This window comes from Cupriavidus sp. WKF15 (genome assembly GCF_029278605.1).
Taxonomy (GTDB): domain Bacteria; phylum Pseudomonadota; class Gammaproteobacteria; order Burkholderiales; family Burkholderiaceae; genus Cupriavidus.
Genome location: NZ_CP119573.1, coordinates 1,812,993 through 1,830,086 on the forward strand (window position 1 = coordinate 1,812,993; position 17,094 = coordinate 1,830,086).

At 67.8% G+C, this 17,094-nt stretch carries 16 protein-coding genes; 9 read left to right on the forward strand and 7 right to left on the reverse strand.

Going from position 1 to position 17,094, the window contains the following annotated elements; genetic code table 11:
* Window positions 1-124 precede the first annotated feature (124 nt).
* Complete coding sequence (locus CupriaWKF_RS25600; protein WP_276101240.1) at window positions 125-628, forward strand: cupin domain-containing protein; 504 nt, start codon at window positions 125-127, stop codon at window positions 626-628.
* Between the two features lie 268 nt (window positions 629-896).
* Window positions 897-2,273: an MFS transporter gene (locus CupriaWKF_RS25605; RefSeq protein WP_276101241.1), complete on the forward strand. Its 1,377-nt coding sequence runs from the start codon at window positions 897-899 to the stop codon at window positions 2,271-2,273.
* Between the two features lie 9 nt (window positions 2,274-2,282).
* On the opposite strand, the gene CupriaWKF_RS25610 is transcribed toward CupriaWKF_RS25605, so the two are convergent.
* Window positions 2,283-3,710 carry a PLP-dependent aminotransferase family protein gene (locus tag CupriaWKF_RS25610; protein WP_276101242.1) on the reverse strand — a complete coding sequence of 476 codons (1,428 nt, stop codon included), beginning with the start codon at window positions 3,708-3,710 and terminating at the stop codon, window positions 2,283-2,285.
* 274 nt (window positions 3,711-3,984) lie between these two features.
* Here CupriaWKF_RS25610 and CupriaWKF_RS25615 point away from each other — a divergent pair, with 274 nt between their 5' ends.
* Genes CupriaWKF_RS25615 through CupriaWKF_RS25635 form a run of 5 tightly spaced genes read left to right on the forward strand, consistent with a single transcriptional unit; the run spans window position 3,985 to window position 8,021 of the window.
* Window positions 3,985-5,577: a cbb3-type cytochrome c oxidase subunit I gene (locus tag CupriaWKF_RS25615; RefSeq protein WP_276101243.1), complete on the forward strand. Its 1,593-nt coding sequence runs from the start codon at window positions 3,985-3,987 to the stop codon at window positions 5,575-5,577.
* Window positions 5,578-5,590: 13 nt separating this feature from the next.
* Window positions 5,591-6,268: a cbb3-type cytochrome c oxidase subunit II gene (locus tag CupriaWKF_RS25620; RefSeq protein ID WP_276101244.1), complete on the forward strand. Its 678-nt coding sequence runs from the start codon at window positions 5,591-5,593 to the stop codon at window positions 6,266-6,268.
* Complete coding sequence (locus CupriaWKF_RS25625) at window positions 6,240-6,830, forward strand: cytochrome c (RefSeq protein WP_276101245.1); 591 nt, start codon at window positions 6,240-6,242, stop codon at window positions 6,828-6,830. The genes CupriaWKF_RS25620 and CupriaWKF_RS25625 overlap by 29 nt, the downstream gene beginning before the upstream one ends.
* The gene (locus CupriaWKF_RS25630; RefSeq protein WP_276101246.1) at window positions 6,830-7,456 is read left to right on the forward strand and encodes an SCO family protein; all 627 of its coding nucleotides are present in this window, start codon (window positions 6,830-6,832) and stop codon (window positions 7,454-7,456) included. Before CupriaWKF_RS25625 ends, CupriaWKF_RS25630 begins: the two co-directional genes overlap by 1 nt.
* Window positions 7,443-8,021, forward strand: coding sequence for a DUF1404 family protein (locus CupriaWKF_RS25635; RefSeq protein WP_276101247.1), 579 nt, complete (start codon window positions 7,443-7,445; stop codon window positions 8,019-8,021). Before CupriaWKF_RS25630 ends, CupriaWKF_RS25635 begins: the two co-directional genes overlap by 14 nt.
* A gap of 27 nt (window positions 8,022-8,048) precedes the next feature.
* Here the strand turns inward: CupriaWKF_RS25635 and CupriaWKF_RS25640 are convergent, their stop codons facing one another.
* From CupriaWKF_RS25640 to CupriaWKF_RS25665, 6 genes are all read right to left on the reverse strand, one after another.
* A complete protein-coding gene (locus tag CupriaWKF_RS25640) occupies window positions 8,049-9,755 on the reverse strand; it encodes a nitrite/sulfite reductase (RefSeq protein WP_276101248.1) in 1,707 nt (568 codons plus the stop codon).
* A 130-nt stretch (window positions 9,756-9,885) separates the two neighbouring features.
* Complete coding sequence (locus CupriaWKF_RS25645) at window positions 9,886-10,449, reverse strand: DUF882 domain-containing protein (RefSeq protein ID WP_276101249.1); 564 nt, start codon at window positions 10,447-10,449, stop codon at window positions 9,886-9,888.
* The gene (locus CupriaWKF_RS25650) at window positions 10,446-12,098 is read right to left on the reverse strand and encodes a L,D-transpeptidase family protein (RefSeq protein WP_276101250.1); all 1,653 of its coding nucleotides are present in this window, start codon (window positions 12,096-12,098) and stop codon (window positions 10,446-10,448) included. Before CupriaWKF_RS25650 ends, CupriaWKF_RS25645 begins: the two co-directional genes overlap by 4 nt.
* A 203-nt stretch (window positions 12,099-12,301) precedes the next feature.
* The gene (locus tag CupriaWKF_RS25655; protein ID WP_276101251.1) at window positions 12,302-12,478 is read right to left on the reverse strand and encodes a glycine zipper 2TM domain-containing protein; all 177 of its coding nucleotides are present in this window, start codon (window positions 12,476-12,478) and stop codon (window positions 12,302-12,304) included.
* Window positions 12,479-12,623: 145 nt separating this feature from the next.
* The gene (locus tag CupriaWKF_RS25660) at window positions 12,624-13,499 is read right to left on the reverse strand and encodes an NAD(P)-dependent oxidoreductase (RefSeq protein ID WP_276101252.1); all 876 of its coding nucleotides are present in this window, start codon (window positions 13,497-13,499) and stop codon (window positions 12,624-12,626) included.
* Window positions 13,500-14,374: 875 nt separating this feature from the next.
* A complete protein-coding gene (locus tag CupriaWKF_RS25665) occupies window positions 14,375-15,337 on the reverse strand; it encodes a helix-turn-helix domain-containing protein (RefSeq protein ID WP_276101253.1) in 963 nt (320 codons plus the stop codon).
* A gap of 286 nt (window positions 15,338-15,623) precedes the next feature.
* Between CupriaWKF_RS25665 and CupriaWKF_RS25670 the strand changes: the two genes are divergently transcribed.
* Window positions 15,624-16,856, forward strand: coding sequence for an MFS transporter (locus CupriaWKF_RS25670; RefSeq protein WP_276101254.1), 1,233 nt, complete (start codon window positions 15,624-15,626; stop codon window positions 16,854-16,856).
* A gap of 25 nt (window positions 16,857-16,881) precedes the next feature.
* Window positions 16,882-17,085, forward strand: a complete 204-nt coding sequence (locus CupriaWKF_RS25675) for a hypothetical protein (protein ID WP_276101255.1) — start codon at window positions 16,882-16,884, stop codon at window positions 17,083-17,085.
* Window positions 17,086-17,094 lie beyond the last annotated feature (9 nt).

Genomic DNA, 17,094 nt, shown 5'->3' on the forward strand with positions numbered 1-17,094 from the left:
GGACTATCGCTGGCTCCATCCGCTATCGCGCTTCTGCACTACGATGGTCTGAGGCATCTCTCGCAGGCAACGATGCGGCTGCCATGCCGCGTGCGGGTGGTGCCGATACAAGAAGGGGAAGACCATGGAAACGCATGCTTCAGCGCACCGGGTCCGGCTGGCATGGCTGGCGGCCGCGACGCTCGTGTCATCGCTGGCAGCCGGGCTGGCCAGTGCCCAGGAGCCGGCCGCGGCCGGCATGGAAATGATCAATCCCGCTACGCTGAAATGGGGCGACGCACCGCCCTCGCTGCCCAAGGGGGCCAAACTCGCGGTGCTCTACGGCGACCCGGGCAAGGACGCACCGTTCGTCATCCGGCTCAAGACACCGGCCGGATACAAGATCGCCCCCCACTGGCATACCCAGGCCGAGAACCTGACGGTGATCTCCGGCACGCTCTACCTGGGCGCCGGTGACAAGATGGACATGGGTCATGCCCACGCCCTGAAGACGGGCGGCTTCCACTACCTGCCGGCCAAGGCGCATCACTACGCGTTCAGCAAGACCGAGACGGTCGTGCAGATCCACGGCACCGGCCCGCTGGATATCAACTACCTGGACCCGAAGGACGATCCGTCCGGCAAGTGACACGTGCCAGGCCGGCGGGCCCGACTGCCGGCCTGGGCTGTCTCCATGTATACCCTGAATGACAGGGCTTCGATGCGGCCACCCGTCAGGTCGCGTCAGTCTGCGAGCGCCTTTGCGGCCAATACCTTGCAGGTATTCCGGAAATACCCATTCGGTGTTGGACTGCCGGCTTGCCGCACTCCTATTCTCCACGCCAGAAGACGTGCCGCCGGCAACGTCGCGATCCCGACGCAAGAAGCGGGACCTTTCGACGACAGGAGACAGGGTAGTGAGACAAATCAATGTGTATGCGGTGGCGGACGGCGCCACCTTCAACCGCTTTCATGCCGGCGTGCTGTTCTGGTGCGCCTTGATCATCATCTTCGATGGCTATGACCTGGCGGTCGCCGGCATTGCGCTGCCGGCCATCATGAAGGATATGGGCGTGTCGGCGACGCACGCGGGCTTCATGGTCAGTTCGGCGCTGTTCGGCATGATGTTCGGCGCCATCTTCCTGGGCACGATCGCCGACCGTATCGGCCGGCGCAAGGCCATTGCCATCTGCATCCTGCTGTTCAGCGTGTTCACTGCCGCGGCCGGCCTGACCCATGACCCGATGGTGTTTGCCGCAAGCCGCTTCCTGGCCGGCCTGGGCATCGGCGGCGTCATGCCCAACGTGGTGGCGCAGATGACCGAGTACTCGCCGCGCCGCATCCGCGGCACGCTGGTGACGCTGATGTTCAGCGGTTATTCCGTCGGCGGCATGTTGGCCGCGCTGCTTGGCAAGCAATTGCTGGAGCAGAACGGCTGGCAGTCCGTGTTCCTGGCGGCCGGTGCGCCGGCGCTCCTGGTGCCGCTGATCCTCGCCAAACTGCCCGACTCCATGCCTTTCCTGCTGCGCACCGGGCAGCACGGCGCAGTGCGCAAGATCCTGCGCGCGATCGACCCGGCGCGCCCCTGCCGTGACGACGACCACCTTGTCCTGCCGGGTGCCGGCACAGGCGGCAAGGCCGCCGTGGGCGAGCTGTTCCGGGAAGGACGCGGCTTCAGCACGCTGATGTTCTGGGTGGCCTTCTTCATGTGCCTGTTCATGGTCTACGCGCTCAGCTCGTGGCTGACCAAGCTGATGGCGTCGGCCGGCTACAGCCTGGGCTCGGCGCTGACCTTCGTGCTGGTGCTGAACATCGGCGGCATGCTGGGGGCCATCGGCGGCGGCTGGCTGGCCGACCGCTTCAGCATCAAGTACGTGCTGATGGGCATGTATGCGCTGGCTGCGGTGTCGATCGCGCTGCTCGGCCACAAGGTGCCCACGCCGGTGCTGTTCGTGCTGGTGGGCCTGGCCGGTGCCTCGACCATCGGCACGCAGATCGTCACCTATGCCTATGCGGGGCAGTTCTACCCGGTGGCCGCGCGCTCGACCGGCATCGGCTGGGCCTCGGGCGTGGGGCGGGCCGGCGCAATCCTCGCGCCGATCGTGATCGGCGTGCTGGTTGGCATGGCCCTGCCGCTGGAGCAAAACTTCCTGGCGATCGCGGTACCCGCCGTGGTGGCCGTGCTGGCGGTGGGTGGCATCGATCACCGGCGCGCGGCAACGGCGGGGGCGCCGGCTCAGGAGCAAGCGGAGCTGGCACCGAAGGCCTACGCAACTTCACGCGCCAAGGGTTGATCCCGACCGCTACGGCCGAGCGCCGGCCACAGCGCCGGCCAGCCGGCCCAGCGTGGCCAGCGCGGTCTCGGCGCGCTTGTCCCACTCATGCCCGTAGTTGAGCCGGATGCAATGGCCGAAGCCATGCCGCGCCGAGAAGATCGGCCCCGGCGCAATGCTGATGCCGTGCGACAGCGCAAGCTGGTGCAGTGCCAGCGTGTCGGTGCCTTCGGGCAGTTCGATCCACAGGAAATAGCCGCCCGCGGGGCGCGTGGCGCGCGTGCCGGGCGGAAAGTGGCGTGCCACGGCCTGCGCCACCGCGTCCTGCCGCAGCATGAGCGCGTGCCGCAACTGGCGCAGGTGGCGGTCATAGCCACCTTTCTCGAGGTAGGCGGCAATGGCCGCCTGCGCGGGCGCGGAGCCGGCCAGCGTGGTGGTCAGCTTGAGCCGCGCGACCTCGCGCGCGAAGCGGCCCGGCGCGGCCCAGCCCACGCGGTAGCCCGGTGCCAGGCATTTCGAGAATGACGAGCAGTGCATGACCAGGCCGGTCTTGTCGAACGCCTTGGCCGGTGTGGGGCGGCGCGTGCCGAAGTAGAGCTCGCCATAGACATCGTCTTCGATCAGCGGTACCTCATGGCGCGCGAGCAGTTCCACGAGCGCCTGCTTCTTGGCGTCGGGCATCAGCGAACCGAGCGGATTCTGGAAGTTGGTCATCAGCCAGCATGCCTTGGGGCGGTGCCGCTGCAGGGCCTGCTCCAGTGCGCCGAGCTCGATGCCCTCGCGCGGATGCGTGGGCACCTCGATCGCCGACAGGCCGCAGCGCTCCAGTGCCTGCAGTGCCGCGTAGAACGTGGGGCTTTCGATCACCACCGCATCCCCGGGCCGCGTGACGGCCATCAGGCACAGGTTCAGCGCCTCCAGCGCGCCGTTGGTGACGACGATCTCGTCGGCCTGCACGGTCAGCCCGTCGGCCAGGTAGCGCAGCGCGATCTGGCGGCGCAGGCTCGCGTTGCCCGGCGTCAGGTCGTCCACACTGCTCCACGGGTCGAGCTTCTGCACGGTCGCCGCCATGGTCTTGGCCAGCCGCTGCAGCGGGAAGAGCAGGGGACTCGGGAAGGCCGAGCCGAACGGCACCACGTCGCGCCGCATGGTCGATTCGAGCACCTTGAAGACCAGTTCGCTGACATCGACGGGGCCGGACTCCTCGGCCGGTGCCGACGGCGTCTCCGCTTCCGGCGCAAGCTGGCGCGAGCCCGTGGCGACGTAGTACCCCGAGCGCTCGCGCGCGCGGATCAGGCCGCGCGCCTCAAGCAGGTAATAGGCCTGGAACACGGTCGACTGGCTGACGCCGCGGCCCGCGCTGGCTTGGCGCACCGACGGCAGGCGGTCGCCCAGCCGCAGCACGCCGGCATGGATCGACTGGGCGATGTCCTCGGCCAGTTCTTCATAGCGTGTCATCTGTCGCGTGCCGCCTGTCATCTGATCTTGTCCTTTTTGCGATTTCATCAACTGTAATGGATGAAAGGGGCAAGTACCAGATTGCACTTATCCTTTAACAAGCCATTGGGCTGGAAAGGCGGGACTGCGACAAATGGTCGCGCTCTGGAAGGCACTGCTCTGGTCATTTCCGACTATTTTGCTTCTGTTGCACAGCTAGAGGCGCGTCTAGCATTGGCCGGCCAATTCCCGGAAGCGGGCCGCAACGGACCGCTCCTGTCTCGCCCCCAATGCCATGGATCCCACCAGCCTGCTGCTGCTTACCTTCCTGCTGTCGATTGGCGGCCTGTTCGCCTTTATCTGGTCCCTGAGAAAGGGCCTGTTCGACCTGGAGTCGAGCGGTGCCCGGACCATCTTTGCCAGCGGCGAGGTCGGTCGGCCCGAAGACCCTTCCGGGTCGGCCGACACGGCCGCCCCGGATGCCGACCTCGCCGCGGAACTCGCGGCACGCGCCAGAGCCGACCGCTCCAGCGCCATGCCGGCCCTGATGCTGCTGAGCTGTGCCGTGGTCTGGCTGGTGGTGGCCTCGTTCGCCGGCCTGGTCAGCTCGCTCAAGCTGCATCTGCCCGACTTCCTGACTGCGCAGGCCTGGCAGTCATTCGGCCGCATGCGCGTGCTGCACCTGAATGCGGTGGCCTATGGCTGGGCGCCGATGGGCCTGCTGGGCCTGGCGATCTGGATGATGCCGCGCCTGTTGCGCACGCCGCTGAGCGGCGGCCGTTTCGCGCTGGTCGGCACGCTGATCTGGAACGCGGGGCTCGTGGCGGGCCTGGGCGCGATCGCCAGCGGCATCAATGCCGGCATGGAATGGCTCGAGATCCCCTGGCAGATCGGCCTGCTGTTCGCCGTGGGCGGCATGCTGATCGGCGTGCCGCTCGTGCTGATGCTGCAGCGCCGCCAGGTGCATCACCTCTACGTGTCGGTGTGGTACATGGGCGCGGCGCTGTTCTGGTTCCCGGTGCTCTACATCGTCGCCAAGGTGCCGGGCGTGCATTTCGGCGTGGAGCAGGCCACCATGAACTGGTGGTTCGGCCACAACGTGCTCGGGCTGTTCTACACGCCGCTGTCGATTGCGGCCGTGTACTACTTCCTGCCCAAGGTCATCGGCAAGCCGGTGCAGTCGTACAACCTGTCGCTGCTCGGTTTCTGGACGCTGGCCTTCTTCTACGGGCAGGTCGGCGCGCACCACCTGATCGGCGGACCCATTCCCGGCTGGCTGATCACGCTTTCCATCGTGCAGAGCGTGATGATGATCATCCCCGTGGTGGCGTTCTCGGTGAACCAGCACCTGACGCTCAAGGGGCATTTCGGCGCGCTGAGGCATTCGCCGACGCTGCGCTTCATTGTGCTCGGCGCCATCATGTACACGCTGGCCTCGGTGCAGGGCTCGTTCGAAGCGCTGCGCTCGCTCAACGCCATCACGCACTTCACGCATTTCACCGTGGCGCATGCGCACCTGGGCATGTACGGCTTTGTGTCGATGGTGATCTTCGGCGGCATCTACTTCGCCATGCCGCGCATTGTCGATGCGCCGTGGCCCAGGCCGGCCCTGATCTCCGTGCACTTCTGGCTGGTTGCGGGCGGGTTTGCCATCTACCTCGTGACGCTGACGATCGGCGGCGTGCTGCAAGGCCTGGCGCTGCTGGACCCGGCGCGGCCGTTCATGGAGTCGGTCGCGGTGACCTTGCCCTGGCTGCAAGGGCGCTCGATTGGCGGCGCGCTGATGACACTGGGCCACCTGGTGTTCGCCTGCCACTTCGCGCTGATGGCGTTCCGGCCGGCCACGCTGCGCCAGGGCGATCGCGTGGTTTCGGAATCCCTGGCCTGATTGAGCGACGACGATGGAAAACGAACTGAAGCTCGTAGGCGGCGCCATGGTGACGCTATCGCTGGCGACCTGCGCGATGATCGTGGTGCCCTTCCTGCAACTGAAGGATGTGCCCGCGCCGAAGGAACTCGCGCCCTATACCAGCGCGCAGCTGCGTGGCCGGCAGGTCTACATGGCCAACGGCTGCATTGCCTGCCATACGCAGCAGCCCAGCTCCACGGGCGCCGGCATTGCCGACGCGCAGCGCGGCTGGGGCCGGCCCTCGGTCGCGGCGGACTATCACTATGACGACCCGCCGCTGCTCGGCACCATGCGCACCGGGCCCGACCTGTTCAATATCGGCGTGCGTCAGCCCAGCGCCGACTGGCACCTAGGGCACCTGTACCAGCCGCGCGCGTATGTGCCGGGCAGCATCATGCCCGCCTATCCGTTCCTGTTCGAGGTGAAGGACAGCGACGCCGTCGGCAAGGACGATCGCGTGGTGTCGCTGCCGCCCGGTGCGGCACCGGCCGGCAAGGCCGTGGTCGCCACGCCGCAGGCGCTGGACCTGGTTGCCTACCTGACCGGGCTGCGCCACACCTATCCCGTCCTGACCCCGACCGAGGCGAGCCTGGCCAAGGGCCTCGCGCTCGCCGCCAGCACCACGAAGAGCCATGCCCCAGATGAAGCCTCAAAGCAGCCACAAGACTGAACACGCCGACCCGCACGAGCAGCACAATCCGGTGCCGAAGATCGTGCTGGGCCTGGTCGCCGGACTGGTAGTCTGGGCCGCCAGCTACATCTGGACCGAGCGTGCCGATGGACTTGCGCAGCTTGGCGACCGGCGCGACACGCAGGTGCTGGCCCAGGGCGCTGCCGGTAGTGCGCGCGTGGCCGACGGCAAGCAGCTGTTCGCGGCGAACTGCCAGGCCTGCCACCAGGCCACGGGCCAGGGTCTGCCAGGCGTCTTCCCGCCGCTGGCGGGATCGCCGCTGGTGACGGGCGATCCGGTGGTGCTGTCGCAGATCGTGCTGCACGGGCTGACCGGGCCCATCGAGATCCTCGGCGCGACCTATAACGGCGCGATGCCGGCCTTCGGCGAGCAACTGAGCGACACCGAACTGGCCGCGGTGCTCACGCATATCCGCAGCGCGTGGGGCAACCAGGCGCCCGCCATCGACGCCGTGGCCGTTGCCGCGGCCCGCAAGTGGAGCGCGTCGCGCAAGGACCCGTGGCATAGCGACGAACTGCACAAGCTGGCCGGAGCCCAGTGATGGCGGGCGGCTGGCGGGCCACCCTGGTTGCGACGGCCCTCGTCAGCGCGCTGGCACTCTTTGCCTTCGGCCATGCGACGCGCGGCTTCCGCGTGGTGACGTCGGATGGCACCAGGCAATTTGACCTGGCGCGCGCGCCGCTTGCCCTGCCCGACATGGCACTGGCCGATGCTTCCGGGCGCCGCTTCCCCTTGCGCGAACCCGGCAATGCGCAACGGCAAACGCTGGTCACATTTCTCTACACACACTGCGTCACGGTCTGTCGCAGCAGCGCGTCCGGGCAGGCCTACCTGCAGGCCGAACTTATCGCGCGCGGCCTTACCGGGCACTACCGGTTGCTGGCTATCAGCTTCGATCCGGAACGTGACACCCCCGACGTACTCCGCGCTTATGCCCGCAAGCAAGGTGCCGACCCCGCCGTCTGGCGCATGGCTACGGTGGCGGATGCCGCCGACCTGCCGGCCCTCCTGAAGGCGTTTGGCATCGTCGTGCTGCCGGACGGCCGCGGCGACTACGTCCACAACGCCGCGTATTTCCTCATCGACGGTCAGAGCCGGCTGGCCCGTGCCTACGACATCGACCGGCCGGATGCCGTGCTGGCCGACATCGTCCATGCGCAGCGCTGAGCGGCCCATTCTGGCCTGGCTGCCTGGCGCGGGACTGGCCGTGCTGGCGTTGCTGCGCGGGTGGCTGGAGGCCTCGATGGCCCGGCACATGGCGATCGAACTGCCATTGCTGCTGGGGATCGGCATTGCCGCGGCCACACTCCGAGGCAGGGATACATCGGCCTTCCCCGGCTGGAACCGGCGCGGGCTGCCGGGGCTGGTAGCCGCCATGGCCATCGTCAGCTACTGGATGCTTCCGGTTGCGCTCGACCTGGCGGTGCTCGATGCGCGCTGGTCCGTCGCGAAGGTGACGAGCATGATCGTGGCCGGCGCCGTGCTGGGCGTGTCCTGGCCGCGTGCCGGGGTTGTGTTGCAGGCGTTCTTCGCGATCAACTGGAGCGCGATGACACTGGTGGCGGGCCTGCTCTACCAGGACGCGCCGCAACAGCTTTGCAGCGTGTACCTGGCCGACCAGCAGGGCGCGGCCGGACGCGCGCTGGTGCTCTATGCCGCAGTCGGGCTGGCGCTCTGGATGGTATCAGTGATGCGCAGGCTCGGCCGCGACGAGGCTGGCCTGCGGATCTGAGCGCCGTGCATCGGCCGCAGGCAGGCTTCAGGCGCGCGCGGCCTCCGCTTGCTGACGGCGCCGGGCGATCGTCGGGTTCTGGTAGACCGCGGCCTTGAATGGATCGATGCCAACCCGCTCCACCACGTCGATGAAGCGTTCGGCTTCGCTGTCGCGCATGGCGAGGTAGCTCTTGATCAATTGCTCGATTACCTCCGGAATCTCGTCCTGCGCGAACGACGGCCCGATGATGCGGCCGATCGCGGCCCCGGCCTGTCCGCCCTGGCGTCCGCCGATGGTGACCTGGTACCACGCCTCGCCGGCCTTGTCGACGCCGAGGATGCCGATATGGCCGACGTGGTGGTGCCCGCATGAGTTGATGCAGCCGGAGATGTTCAGGTCCAGCTCGCCGATCTCGTAGAGATAGTCGAGGTCGTCGAAGCGCTGCTGGATCGCCTCGGCCAGCGGAATGGACACGGCATTGGCAAGCGAGCAGAAGTCGCCGCCCGGGCAGGCGATGATGTTGGTCAGCAGTCCGATATTGGGCGTGGCGAGGTTCCACGTCTGCAATTGCTGCCACAGTTCATGCAGGCGCGTACGGCGCACGTCGGCGATGATCAGGTTCTGTTCGTGCGAGACGCGCAGTTCGCCGGAGCCGTAGCGGTCCGCGAGGTCGGCCGCGGCTTCCATCTGGTCGGCGGTGATGTCGCCGGGCGGCGTGCCGGTTGCCTTCAGTGACACCGTGACGGCGGCGTAGCCAGGCACGCGGTGCCCATGCACGTTGCTGCGCAGCCAGCGCGCATAGCGCGGGTTGGCGGCGGCTAGTGCCGGGTTGGGGTCGTCGTCGTGCGCGGCGGAGGAGTCGTAGTCCGGCGTGGTGAAGCGCGTGGCGATGGCGCGCACGAACCCGGCATCGACGGTATCGGGGCCGCCGCGAATGGGCTGCCAGTGTTCGTCGACCTGTTGCGCGAAGACTTCCGGCGTAAGGTCCTTCACCAGGATCTTGATGCGCGCCTTGTACTTGTTGTCGCGCCGGCCGTGCAGGTTATAGACGCGCAGGATGGCCTGCAGGTACGTCAGCAGGTCGGACCAGTGCACGAATTCGCCGATCACCTTGCCGACCATCGGTGTGCGTCCCATGCCGCCGCCCACCCAGACGCGGAAGCCGGTCTCGCCGTCGCGCTCGACGGCCTGCAGGCCGATGTCGTGCACGCCCACCGCGGCGCGGTCCGTACGGGCGCCACTGACTGCGATCTTGAACTTGCGCGGCAGGAAGGCGAATTCCGGATGGAGCATGGACCACTGCCGGATGATCTCGCACCACACCAGCGGGTTCACCACCTCGTCCGGCGCAATGCCGGCGAAGTGATCGGTAGTGGTATTGCGGATGCAGTTGCCGCTGGTCTGGATCGCGTGCATCTGCACCGTGGCCAGCTCGGCCAGGATGGCGGGCGCGTCTTCCAGGCGCGGCCAGTTGAACTGCATGTTCTGGCGCGTGCTGAAGTGGCCATAGCCGCGGTCCCAGCGCCGCGAGATCTCGGCAAGCTTGCGCAACTGCCGCGACACCAGCATGCCGTAAGGGATGGCGACGCGCAGCATCGGCGCATGGCGCTGGATATAGAGCCCGTTCTGCAGGCGCAGCACGCGGAACTCGTCTTCCGGAAGCTGTCCGTTCAGGAAGCGTGCGGTCTGGTCGGTGAACTGCGCAACGCGCTCGTCGACCAGTTGCTGGTCGGTGGAGTCATAGAGGTACATGGGGCTGGTCTCGCATAGCTCTGGGGCCGGCCACGCCTTGCGGGCGTGGTCCAGGCTCAAGGCTAGCGATGGCCGCTTGCCGCGGACAGCAGCAGTCGAGTGCGAATTTTGCCGTAGCAGAGCGCCGGACTCAGCCCCAGTGGCGCACGCGGCCGGTGTCCACGTGGACGAAATCCTCTTGCGCGTAGAAACCAACACCGCCCACACCCAGCGACATCGCGGCATCGCGCAGATCGGCCAGCGCCACGCCTGGCAGGCGGATGTCGATGGCCATGCCGTCCATGTGCAGGCTGTGCCTGGCCACGCCGCCGCCGCCCGTGCGGCGCAGGCGCGCATTGGTTACGGGGCTGCGATATCCCGAGATCACCTGGAACGGCGATTCGCTGCCGAGCGTCTGTCGCAACGCGAACAGCAGGCCGAACAGTTGTGGATCGATCATGCCCACCTGGCCGGAATAATGGTCGCGCAGGAAGCGGTTGAGGGTGGTCTGTGCCTGCGGCAGCACCTGGTCGCCCAGCGCGTACACCAGCGAAAGGTGTTCGCCGGTATGCGTGTGATCGAACGACAGGCTGCGCGCGCCCGGCGCGTTGGCCAGCGCCAGTTGCGGCGAGAGCGCGGCCAGGCCGGCGCCGATGGCGAGTCCGCCGGTGTGTTGCAGGAAGCGGCGGCGTGCGGGATTGCTGGAATGTGTCATGTCGGGTTCTGCGTTGGCGCGGGATGTGCGAGGGCGTCCGGAGTCGACGGTGCCGATGCCGGCACACCTGGGGCCCCGCGCGTGGTGTTCTGCCGCAGCGCCTGGTCGAGCAGCTTGTCCTGGCCGTAAATGTCAGGCAGGAAGTATACCCGGCCATCCGCGCGGGCAATGGCAGTGCCATAGGCCAGCACCACCGGCAGCGGCTGCTGGAGCGCCACGGTGTTGGACTGGCCCTTGGTCATGGCCTGGCGGATGCGTGCCTCGGTCCAGCCCGGCATGTCCTGCAGCACGAACTGCGCGAGCGCCACGGGTTCTTCCACGCGGATGCAGCCATGGCTGAAATCGCGCCGGTCGCGCTTGAACAGCTGCGGCGTGGGCGTGTGGTGCAGGTAGATGTTCTGGTTGTTCGGGAATACGAACTTGATGTCGCCGAGCGCGTTCGTCGGACCCGGGCGCTGGCGGATGCGCATCTGGCCATTCAGCACGGCGTCGAGATTGGCCTCGGTCAGCGTCGTCACGGCCTTGCCGTTGGACACGAACTCGAAGCCCTGGCTCGTGAAGTACCCGGGATCGCGCCGCAGTCGCGGAATGGTCTCCGCGCGCGCGATCGACGGCGGCACATTCCAGTAAGGGCTGAACTCGATGTAGCGCATGTCCTCCTTGAACAGTGGCGTGCGCGTATCCAGCGCCTTGCCGACAATGACCTTCATCTCCAGCTTGATGTCGAGCTTGCCGGCGTTGTACTCATAGGCGCGCAGCATGAACTCGGGGATGTTCACCACGATCACGCGCGGCCCGTCGGCGAGCGGAGTCCAGCGCAGCCGCTCCATGGTCAGCTCGATCTGCCGCACGCGAGCCGCGGGCGGGGTATTGAGCTGGGCCAGGGTGCCGGCGCCGATCACGCCGTCCGCCTCCAGCCCGTGACGGGCCTGGAAAGCCTTGACGCCGTCCACGACGGCGCCGGCATAACGATGCGGCACCGGCGCGCCCGCGGCCATGTCGCCAAGTGCCTGCAGGCGCCTGGCCAGTTCCGCAACGCCGCTGTAGGCCTGCCCGGTGGTCAGCTTGCCGCCCGGCAGCGCGGGCAGCGGACGTTCCCAGCCCGGCTGCGCGGCCAGCGCGCGATAGCGCGCGAGCGCATCGCGCAGTGTGCCGTAGAGGGGAAAGGACGGCGCTGCCTCGCGGATCGCGTCAGGCAGCCGGTGGCTGGCCAGGGCAGTGCGCAGGTAGCTGTCAGGCTCGAACTGCGCCGACGCTGGCGGCGTGAAATTGGCGTGCACCTTGCGCGGATCGACGCGCCCGTTGTGCAGGTCCGACAGGTAGCGCCGCATGGCGTCGCTGAGCGCGGTGTCGAGCTTCTCCACGGCGTCCGGCGCGGCTTGCGGGCCGGCGGCGGCCTGCGCCAGCGCATGCTTCAGGCCCTCGGCATCGTAGTCCTTCGGCGCCAGGCCATCAGCCTCGGCGCCGGCCAGTGCCGTCACAGCCTGCTGAGCCTCGGGCGTCGGGCGCCCGCCGGCGAACCATAGCGGCTGCGCGCCGGCGCTCGCGGCGCAGGCAAGCAGGCAGGCGGCGAGCGTGCCGCCGATCCAGTGGCGGGCATTACGTGCGGGAAAGGAAGGCAGGCGCTTGTCAGGCTTGGCGGGTGTCATGGGGATCGAAATGGTGTGGCTTGCCCGCCTATCGTAGCCGAAGAACGCTGGAATCCGGGCGGCTGAGCCCGTGAAAACAAATATCTTCAGCTAGCCCGCGAAACCATTAAAGCAAGCCTGGTCACGGCGCCCATGGCATGGAAACGCCCGCTGCGCGGGCAGCGGGCGTTGGGAGGAGGACTTGCCTGGTGTCCGGTTCAGGGCTACTTGCCCAGTTCGTGGCCAACCACGCCGCCTACCACGGCACCACCCACGGTGCCGGCAGTGCTGCCGTGCGTGAGTTCGTGCCCCGCTACGCCGCCAGCTACCGCACCCGTCGCGGTACAGCCGGCCAGGCCCATGCCAGCGCTGATCAGCAGCGCGACTGCAAGCTTCCACATGGTCATCTCCTGTACCGTGCAAGGATGACCGCGGCCACCCATGCTCCTGCCTTCAGCTTAGGCAGGCCGCCATGGCGGGCCTTTCGGGCGCTGGCCGATTGCGGTGTAGGAATTATCGGACGGCCGCGGGTGCCGTCCCGATCGCTCACTTCTCCGAAAAGCGGCGCAGGCGCTTGATCAGCGACGAGGTATCCGCGCGGCCGCAGCCCATCTGCTGCAGGTCGGCATAGAACTGGTCGACCGTGGCGGTGACGGGCAGGCTGGCGCCATTGCGGCGTGCCTCGTCGAGGCAGAGTCCCAGGTCCTTGCGCATCCAGTCCACGGCGAAGCCAAAGTCGAACTTGTCCTCGATCATGGTCGGGCCGCGGTTCTCGAGCTGCCAGGATCCGGCCGCGCCCTTGCTGATGACGTCCAGCACCAGCCGCATGTCGAGGCCGGCGCGTTCGCCGAAGGCGATCGCTTCGGACAGGCCCTGGATCAGGCCGGCGATGCTGATCTGGTTGACCATTTTGGCGAGCTGGCCGGCACCGGCTTCGCCGATGCGCGTTACGGCGCGCGCATACGCGCCGATCACGGGCTCGGCGCGCGCATAGGCTTCGGCGTCGCCGCCGCACATGATGGTCAGGATGCCTTTTTCCGCACCGACTTCGCCGCCCGACACGGGTCCGTCGATGAAGTGCAGGCCGCGTTCGCGCGCGGCCGCGTAGAGTTCGCGCGCCACGTTGGCGCTGGCGGTGGTGTGGTCCACGAAGATGCAGCCGGTGGGCGCGGTGAAGAACGCACCGTCCGGACCGATCAGCACCGAGCGCAGGTCGTCGTCGTTGCCGACGCACGAGCACACCACGTCCGCCTGCCTGACTGCCAGGGCGGGTGTGTCCGCCGCTTTGCCGCCAAATTTTGCGACCCAGGCCTGCGCCTTGGCCGCGGTGCGGTTGTAGACCGTGACTTCATGGCCCTTGGCGGCAAGATGGCCCGCCATGTGGAAGCCCATGACGCCAAGCCCGAGGAATGCGACACGCATGCTGCGACTCCGTAACTATTTGGATATTGTTGGATATTCGGTGATGCGCGGCGGCTCCAGTAGTTCCAGTAGCTCCAGTAGGGAGCTTCACATGGAGGCGGAGGCACGCAGCGCGGGGGAGGCATGGCCTCTGGCGCAGAGTATACGGCTGCCGCCGCGATTGTTGCCTGTTGCCCTGCAAAGGCCGTGCGGCGCTACCCCTGACCCAGGATCGCCTTCCGGACCAGCTCCGACTGTCGGTTGCAATGCATTTTCGCCATCAGCATGGCGATCTGCTTGCGCACCGTATTGACCGACAGCCCCATCGACCCCGCCCACGGCCGGAATCGTCATGGCCTGGCGCGTGCCGGTCTGGCTGGCAGTGGCGACGTGCCGCAGCAGCAGCGCCTGCACGCGCAGATCCGCATGCCAGAGCACGCCATGGCGCGGGGCGGACTACCGTACCGCCTGCGCCGACCACGCAGATGGCCTCGTCGAACGAGGAGAAGGCTTCTTCGAGGCTGGCGAGATGGTTGTTCACGGCCTGCTGCCTGCGCGCGATCCCGTCGCGCACTCCAGGTCCCTTGACTGCCCGGGCGCACGTGCCCGGGCCTCTCCTGTCATGGTGGGCGAAATTCGGCCGATGCCAATGCCCCGAACGGGGGATGGCGGGAAGGATGGCAGCGTGAAACCGGTCCGGATGCGATGTAACCTGCATAATTCCGGCGTACCTGTGTGCCGGCGCGATCGTTTCCGCGATTGTCGCGCTGGGCGCACGCTGAACTTCATCTTCAGGTCGGCGCTCGGCCGGTCGATCACGGGCGCGGGCGTGCCGGCCGTCGCGCGATGCCTACCTGGCGGCCGAAAAGGCGCGCGGACTGTAGTCCGGGCAGACGCTAGCCCCGGCGAGCGTGCCGGAACTCCCCGGGTGTCATCGGCTCGGCCTTGTTCCAGCAGGAACGGAATGCCTGCACGCTGGCAAAACCGCATTGCCCGGCGATGTCATCGATCGGCAGCGAAGACGCCTCGAGCAGCCGACGAGCCTTGTCCATGCGCAGCGCCAGCTGGTACTGCTTGGGCGTCAGCCCGGTTTCCCTGGCAAACACGCGCGACAGGTGCCTGACGCTGGTGGCGAAGGTCTGCGCGAACGAGGGATCGGACACGCTCACGGCCAGGTCGGTTGAAATTGCGTCCTGCACCGCGTGGACCAGCGCATTGCCATGCGAGCGCGAGCGGAACTTCGAATCCAGCTCCGGATCGCTGCCGAAGCGCCGGAACGGCACCACGTTCTCGCGCGCCACGCGGATCGCGGCCTCGTCGCCGAAGACATCGGCCACGAGCTGCAGGGCCATGTCGATGCCCGAGGCCACGCCGGCCGAGGTCCAGATATTGCCGTCGCTGACGAAGATGCGGTTGTCGATCACCGAGGCGCGCGGATGCCGCGCGCGCAGCCTGCCGACATGGGCGTAGTGCGTGGTGCAGAGCCGCCCGTCGAGCAGGCCGGCGTCGCCGAGCAGGTAGGCGCCCGTGCAGACGGCGGCCACGATCGGCCTGTCCGGCGCGCATGCCGCTGCGCGCAGCCAGTCCGCCGTATCGCGCCATGCCGGCGAGCGGGTCAGCGTGTCCGTCATCTTGCTGCCGATAGCGAGCACCAGGTCGCCCGGAAGCAGCCGCGCCGGCAATGGCCCGACCCGCCCTAGTTCGACGCCCTGGAACGCCTGCACGCTGGAATGCGGTCCCACGCAGCGCACGGCCAGCTTGCCGAGGCCGAGTTCGGCAACCGTTGCCAGGATCTGCAGCGGTCCGGCCAGGTCCAGCATGTGGATGCCGGGCAGCATGAGGAAATAGGCGGTTCGCATGGCGCGCAACGATCGTGGGGGATTGCGGTTAGCCAAAATATTGCCACAAGCGTAATTTCATGGCTCAAGAGATGCATTGGAATGTGGATCGAAGGATGGCCAGAAATTTGCCATAGCTGGCGGATCTGTTGCTGGCGGCTCGCCGCCGCACCCCATAGCATGGGAATCATCCTTCCATCATTCGCCGCCCGGTGCCAGCCGCGCTGCGCGTTTCCCGGAGACCACACCATGCTGCCTTGCCATGCCTTCGCGCCGGTCCTGCCGGCCGGGATCCGGAGCCGCTGACATGACGACCGTCCGGATTTCCCGCTCCGTCACACTGCTGCTCGTCGCCACCGGCTTTGCGGTGATGTTCGCGTCGACCGCCGTCAAGGGCGTCTACCAGGTCTACTTCGTGCAGCTGGCCACGCACTTCGGCCAGGGGCGCGCGCAGTTCGCGTGGTCTGGCGGGCTGTTCATGCTAGCCACCGGCCTTATGTCGCCCGTGGTGGGCGCGCTGAGCGACCGCGTCGGGCCCTTGCGCACCGCCGCGGTTGGCGCGCTGGCGGCAGGACTGGCCTATGCCAGCGCAGCCTGGTGGCACCAGTCGCTGGTCTGGTTCAGCCTCGCATTCGGCATCGTCGGCGCATTCGGGCTCGCGGCGATGACCTTCGTGCCGATGGGCGTGCTGGTGGACCGTCTGTTCGAGGCGCGCAGGAAAGGACTGGCCTACGCCATCGTCACCAACGGCACGGCGATCGGCTTTATCGTGCTGTCGCCGTTCTGGATCTGGCTGCAGCCGCAGGCGGCGTGGACCACGGTGTTCGGCGCGGTTGGCATGGTCTTCGCGCTGCCGGTGGCCGCCACGCTGTGGCTGCTGTCGCGCTGGGAACCGCCCGCGCCGGCGGCTGCCGTGGCGCAGGCGCAGACCTCGGCATGGGCGATCGTGCGGCGCGATCCTGTGTTCTACGTGCTGGCCGCTGGGTTCTTCGGCTGCGGTGCGACCATGGCCTTCATCGACGTGCACCTGCTCGCGCACTGGCAGGACCGTGGCGTGCCGCGCCTGGAAATGGGCTACGCACTGAGCGCGCTCGGGGTGCTGGAACTGGCCAGCGGCATCGCCTCGGGCGCGCTGGCGCTGCGCTTCGACAAGCACCGGCTGCTGGCCGCGTTCTACGCCATGCGCTGCGCGGCGATGTTGCTGCTGCTCGTGCCGCAGGCAGGCGTGCTGCCGTTTGCGGTGCTGTTCGGCAGCAGCTACCTGGGCACGGTCATCCTGACGTCGATGTTCTGCTTCGAGCGCTATGGCAGCCAGATCAAGGGCCGGGTGTTCGGGCTGCTGTTCCTGGTCCACCAGGTTGGCGCGTTCCTGACCGTGCAGCTGGGGGCGCGTTCGTTCGAATCGACCGGCGCGTATCTGCAGACAATCGCCGCGCTCGGCTTGGTGACCGGCTTTGCCGCCATCTGCTCGTGGCTGGGTTTGCGCCGCGGTGCCGGCGAGCCGCCAGCCCTGCGCGCCGGGGCGGGTGCGCAGGGCTGAGAGCGCGGGGTGGGGGGCAGCGACGATGGCCGCGATCCGGTGCCTGTTCGTTGGCGCCTGCCTGCTTCCACTGATGCTCGCTGCCCTGAAAGCGGACGGCCGCACGGTCAGGGCGGCGGCATGGTCTGGCATTGCCCTGCTGGCCGTGCTGCTCAGCCTCGTGGACCTGTCCGCCTATGTGCAGGCGCGTGTCGACGGCGTGCTGTTCGGGGCAGCCTGCGGCCGCTGAGCCCCGCCC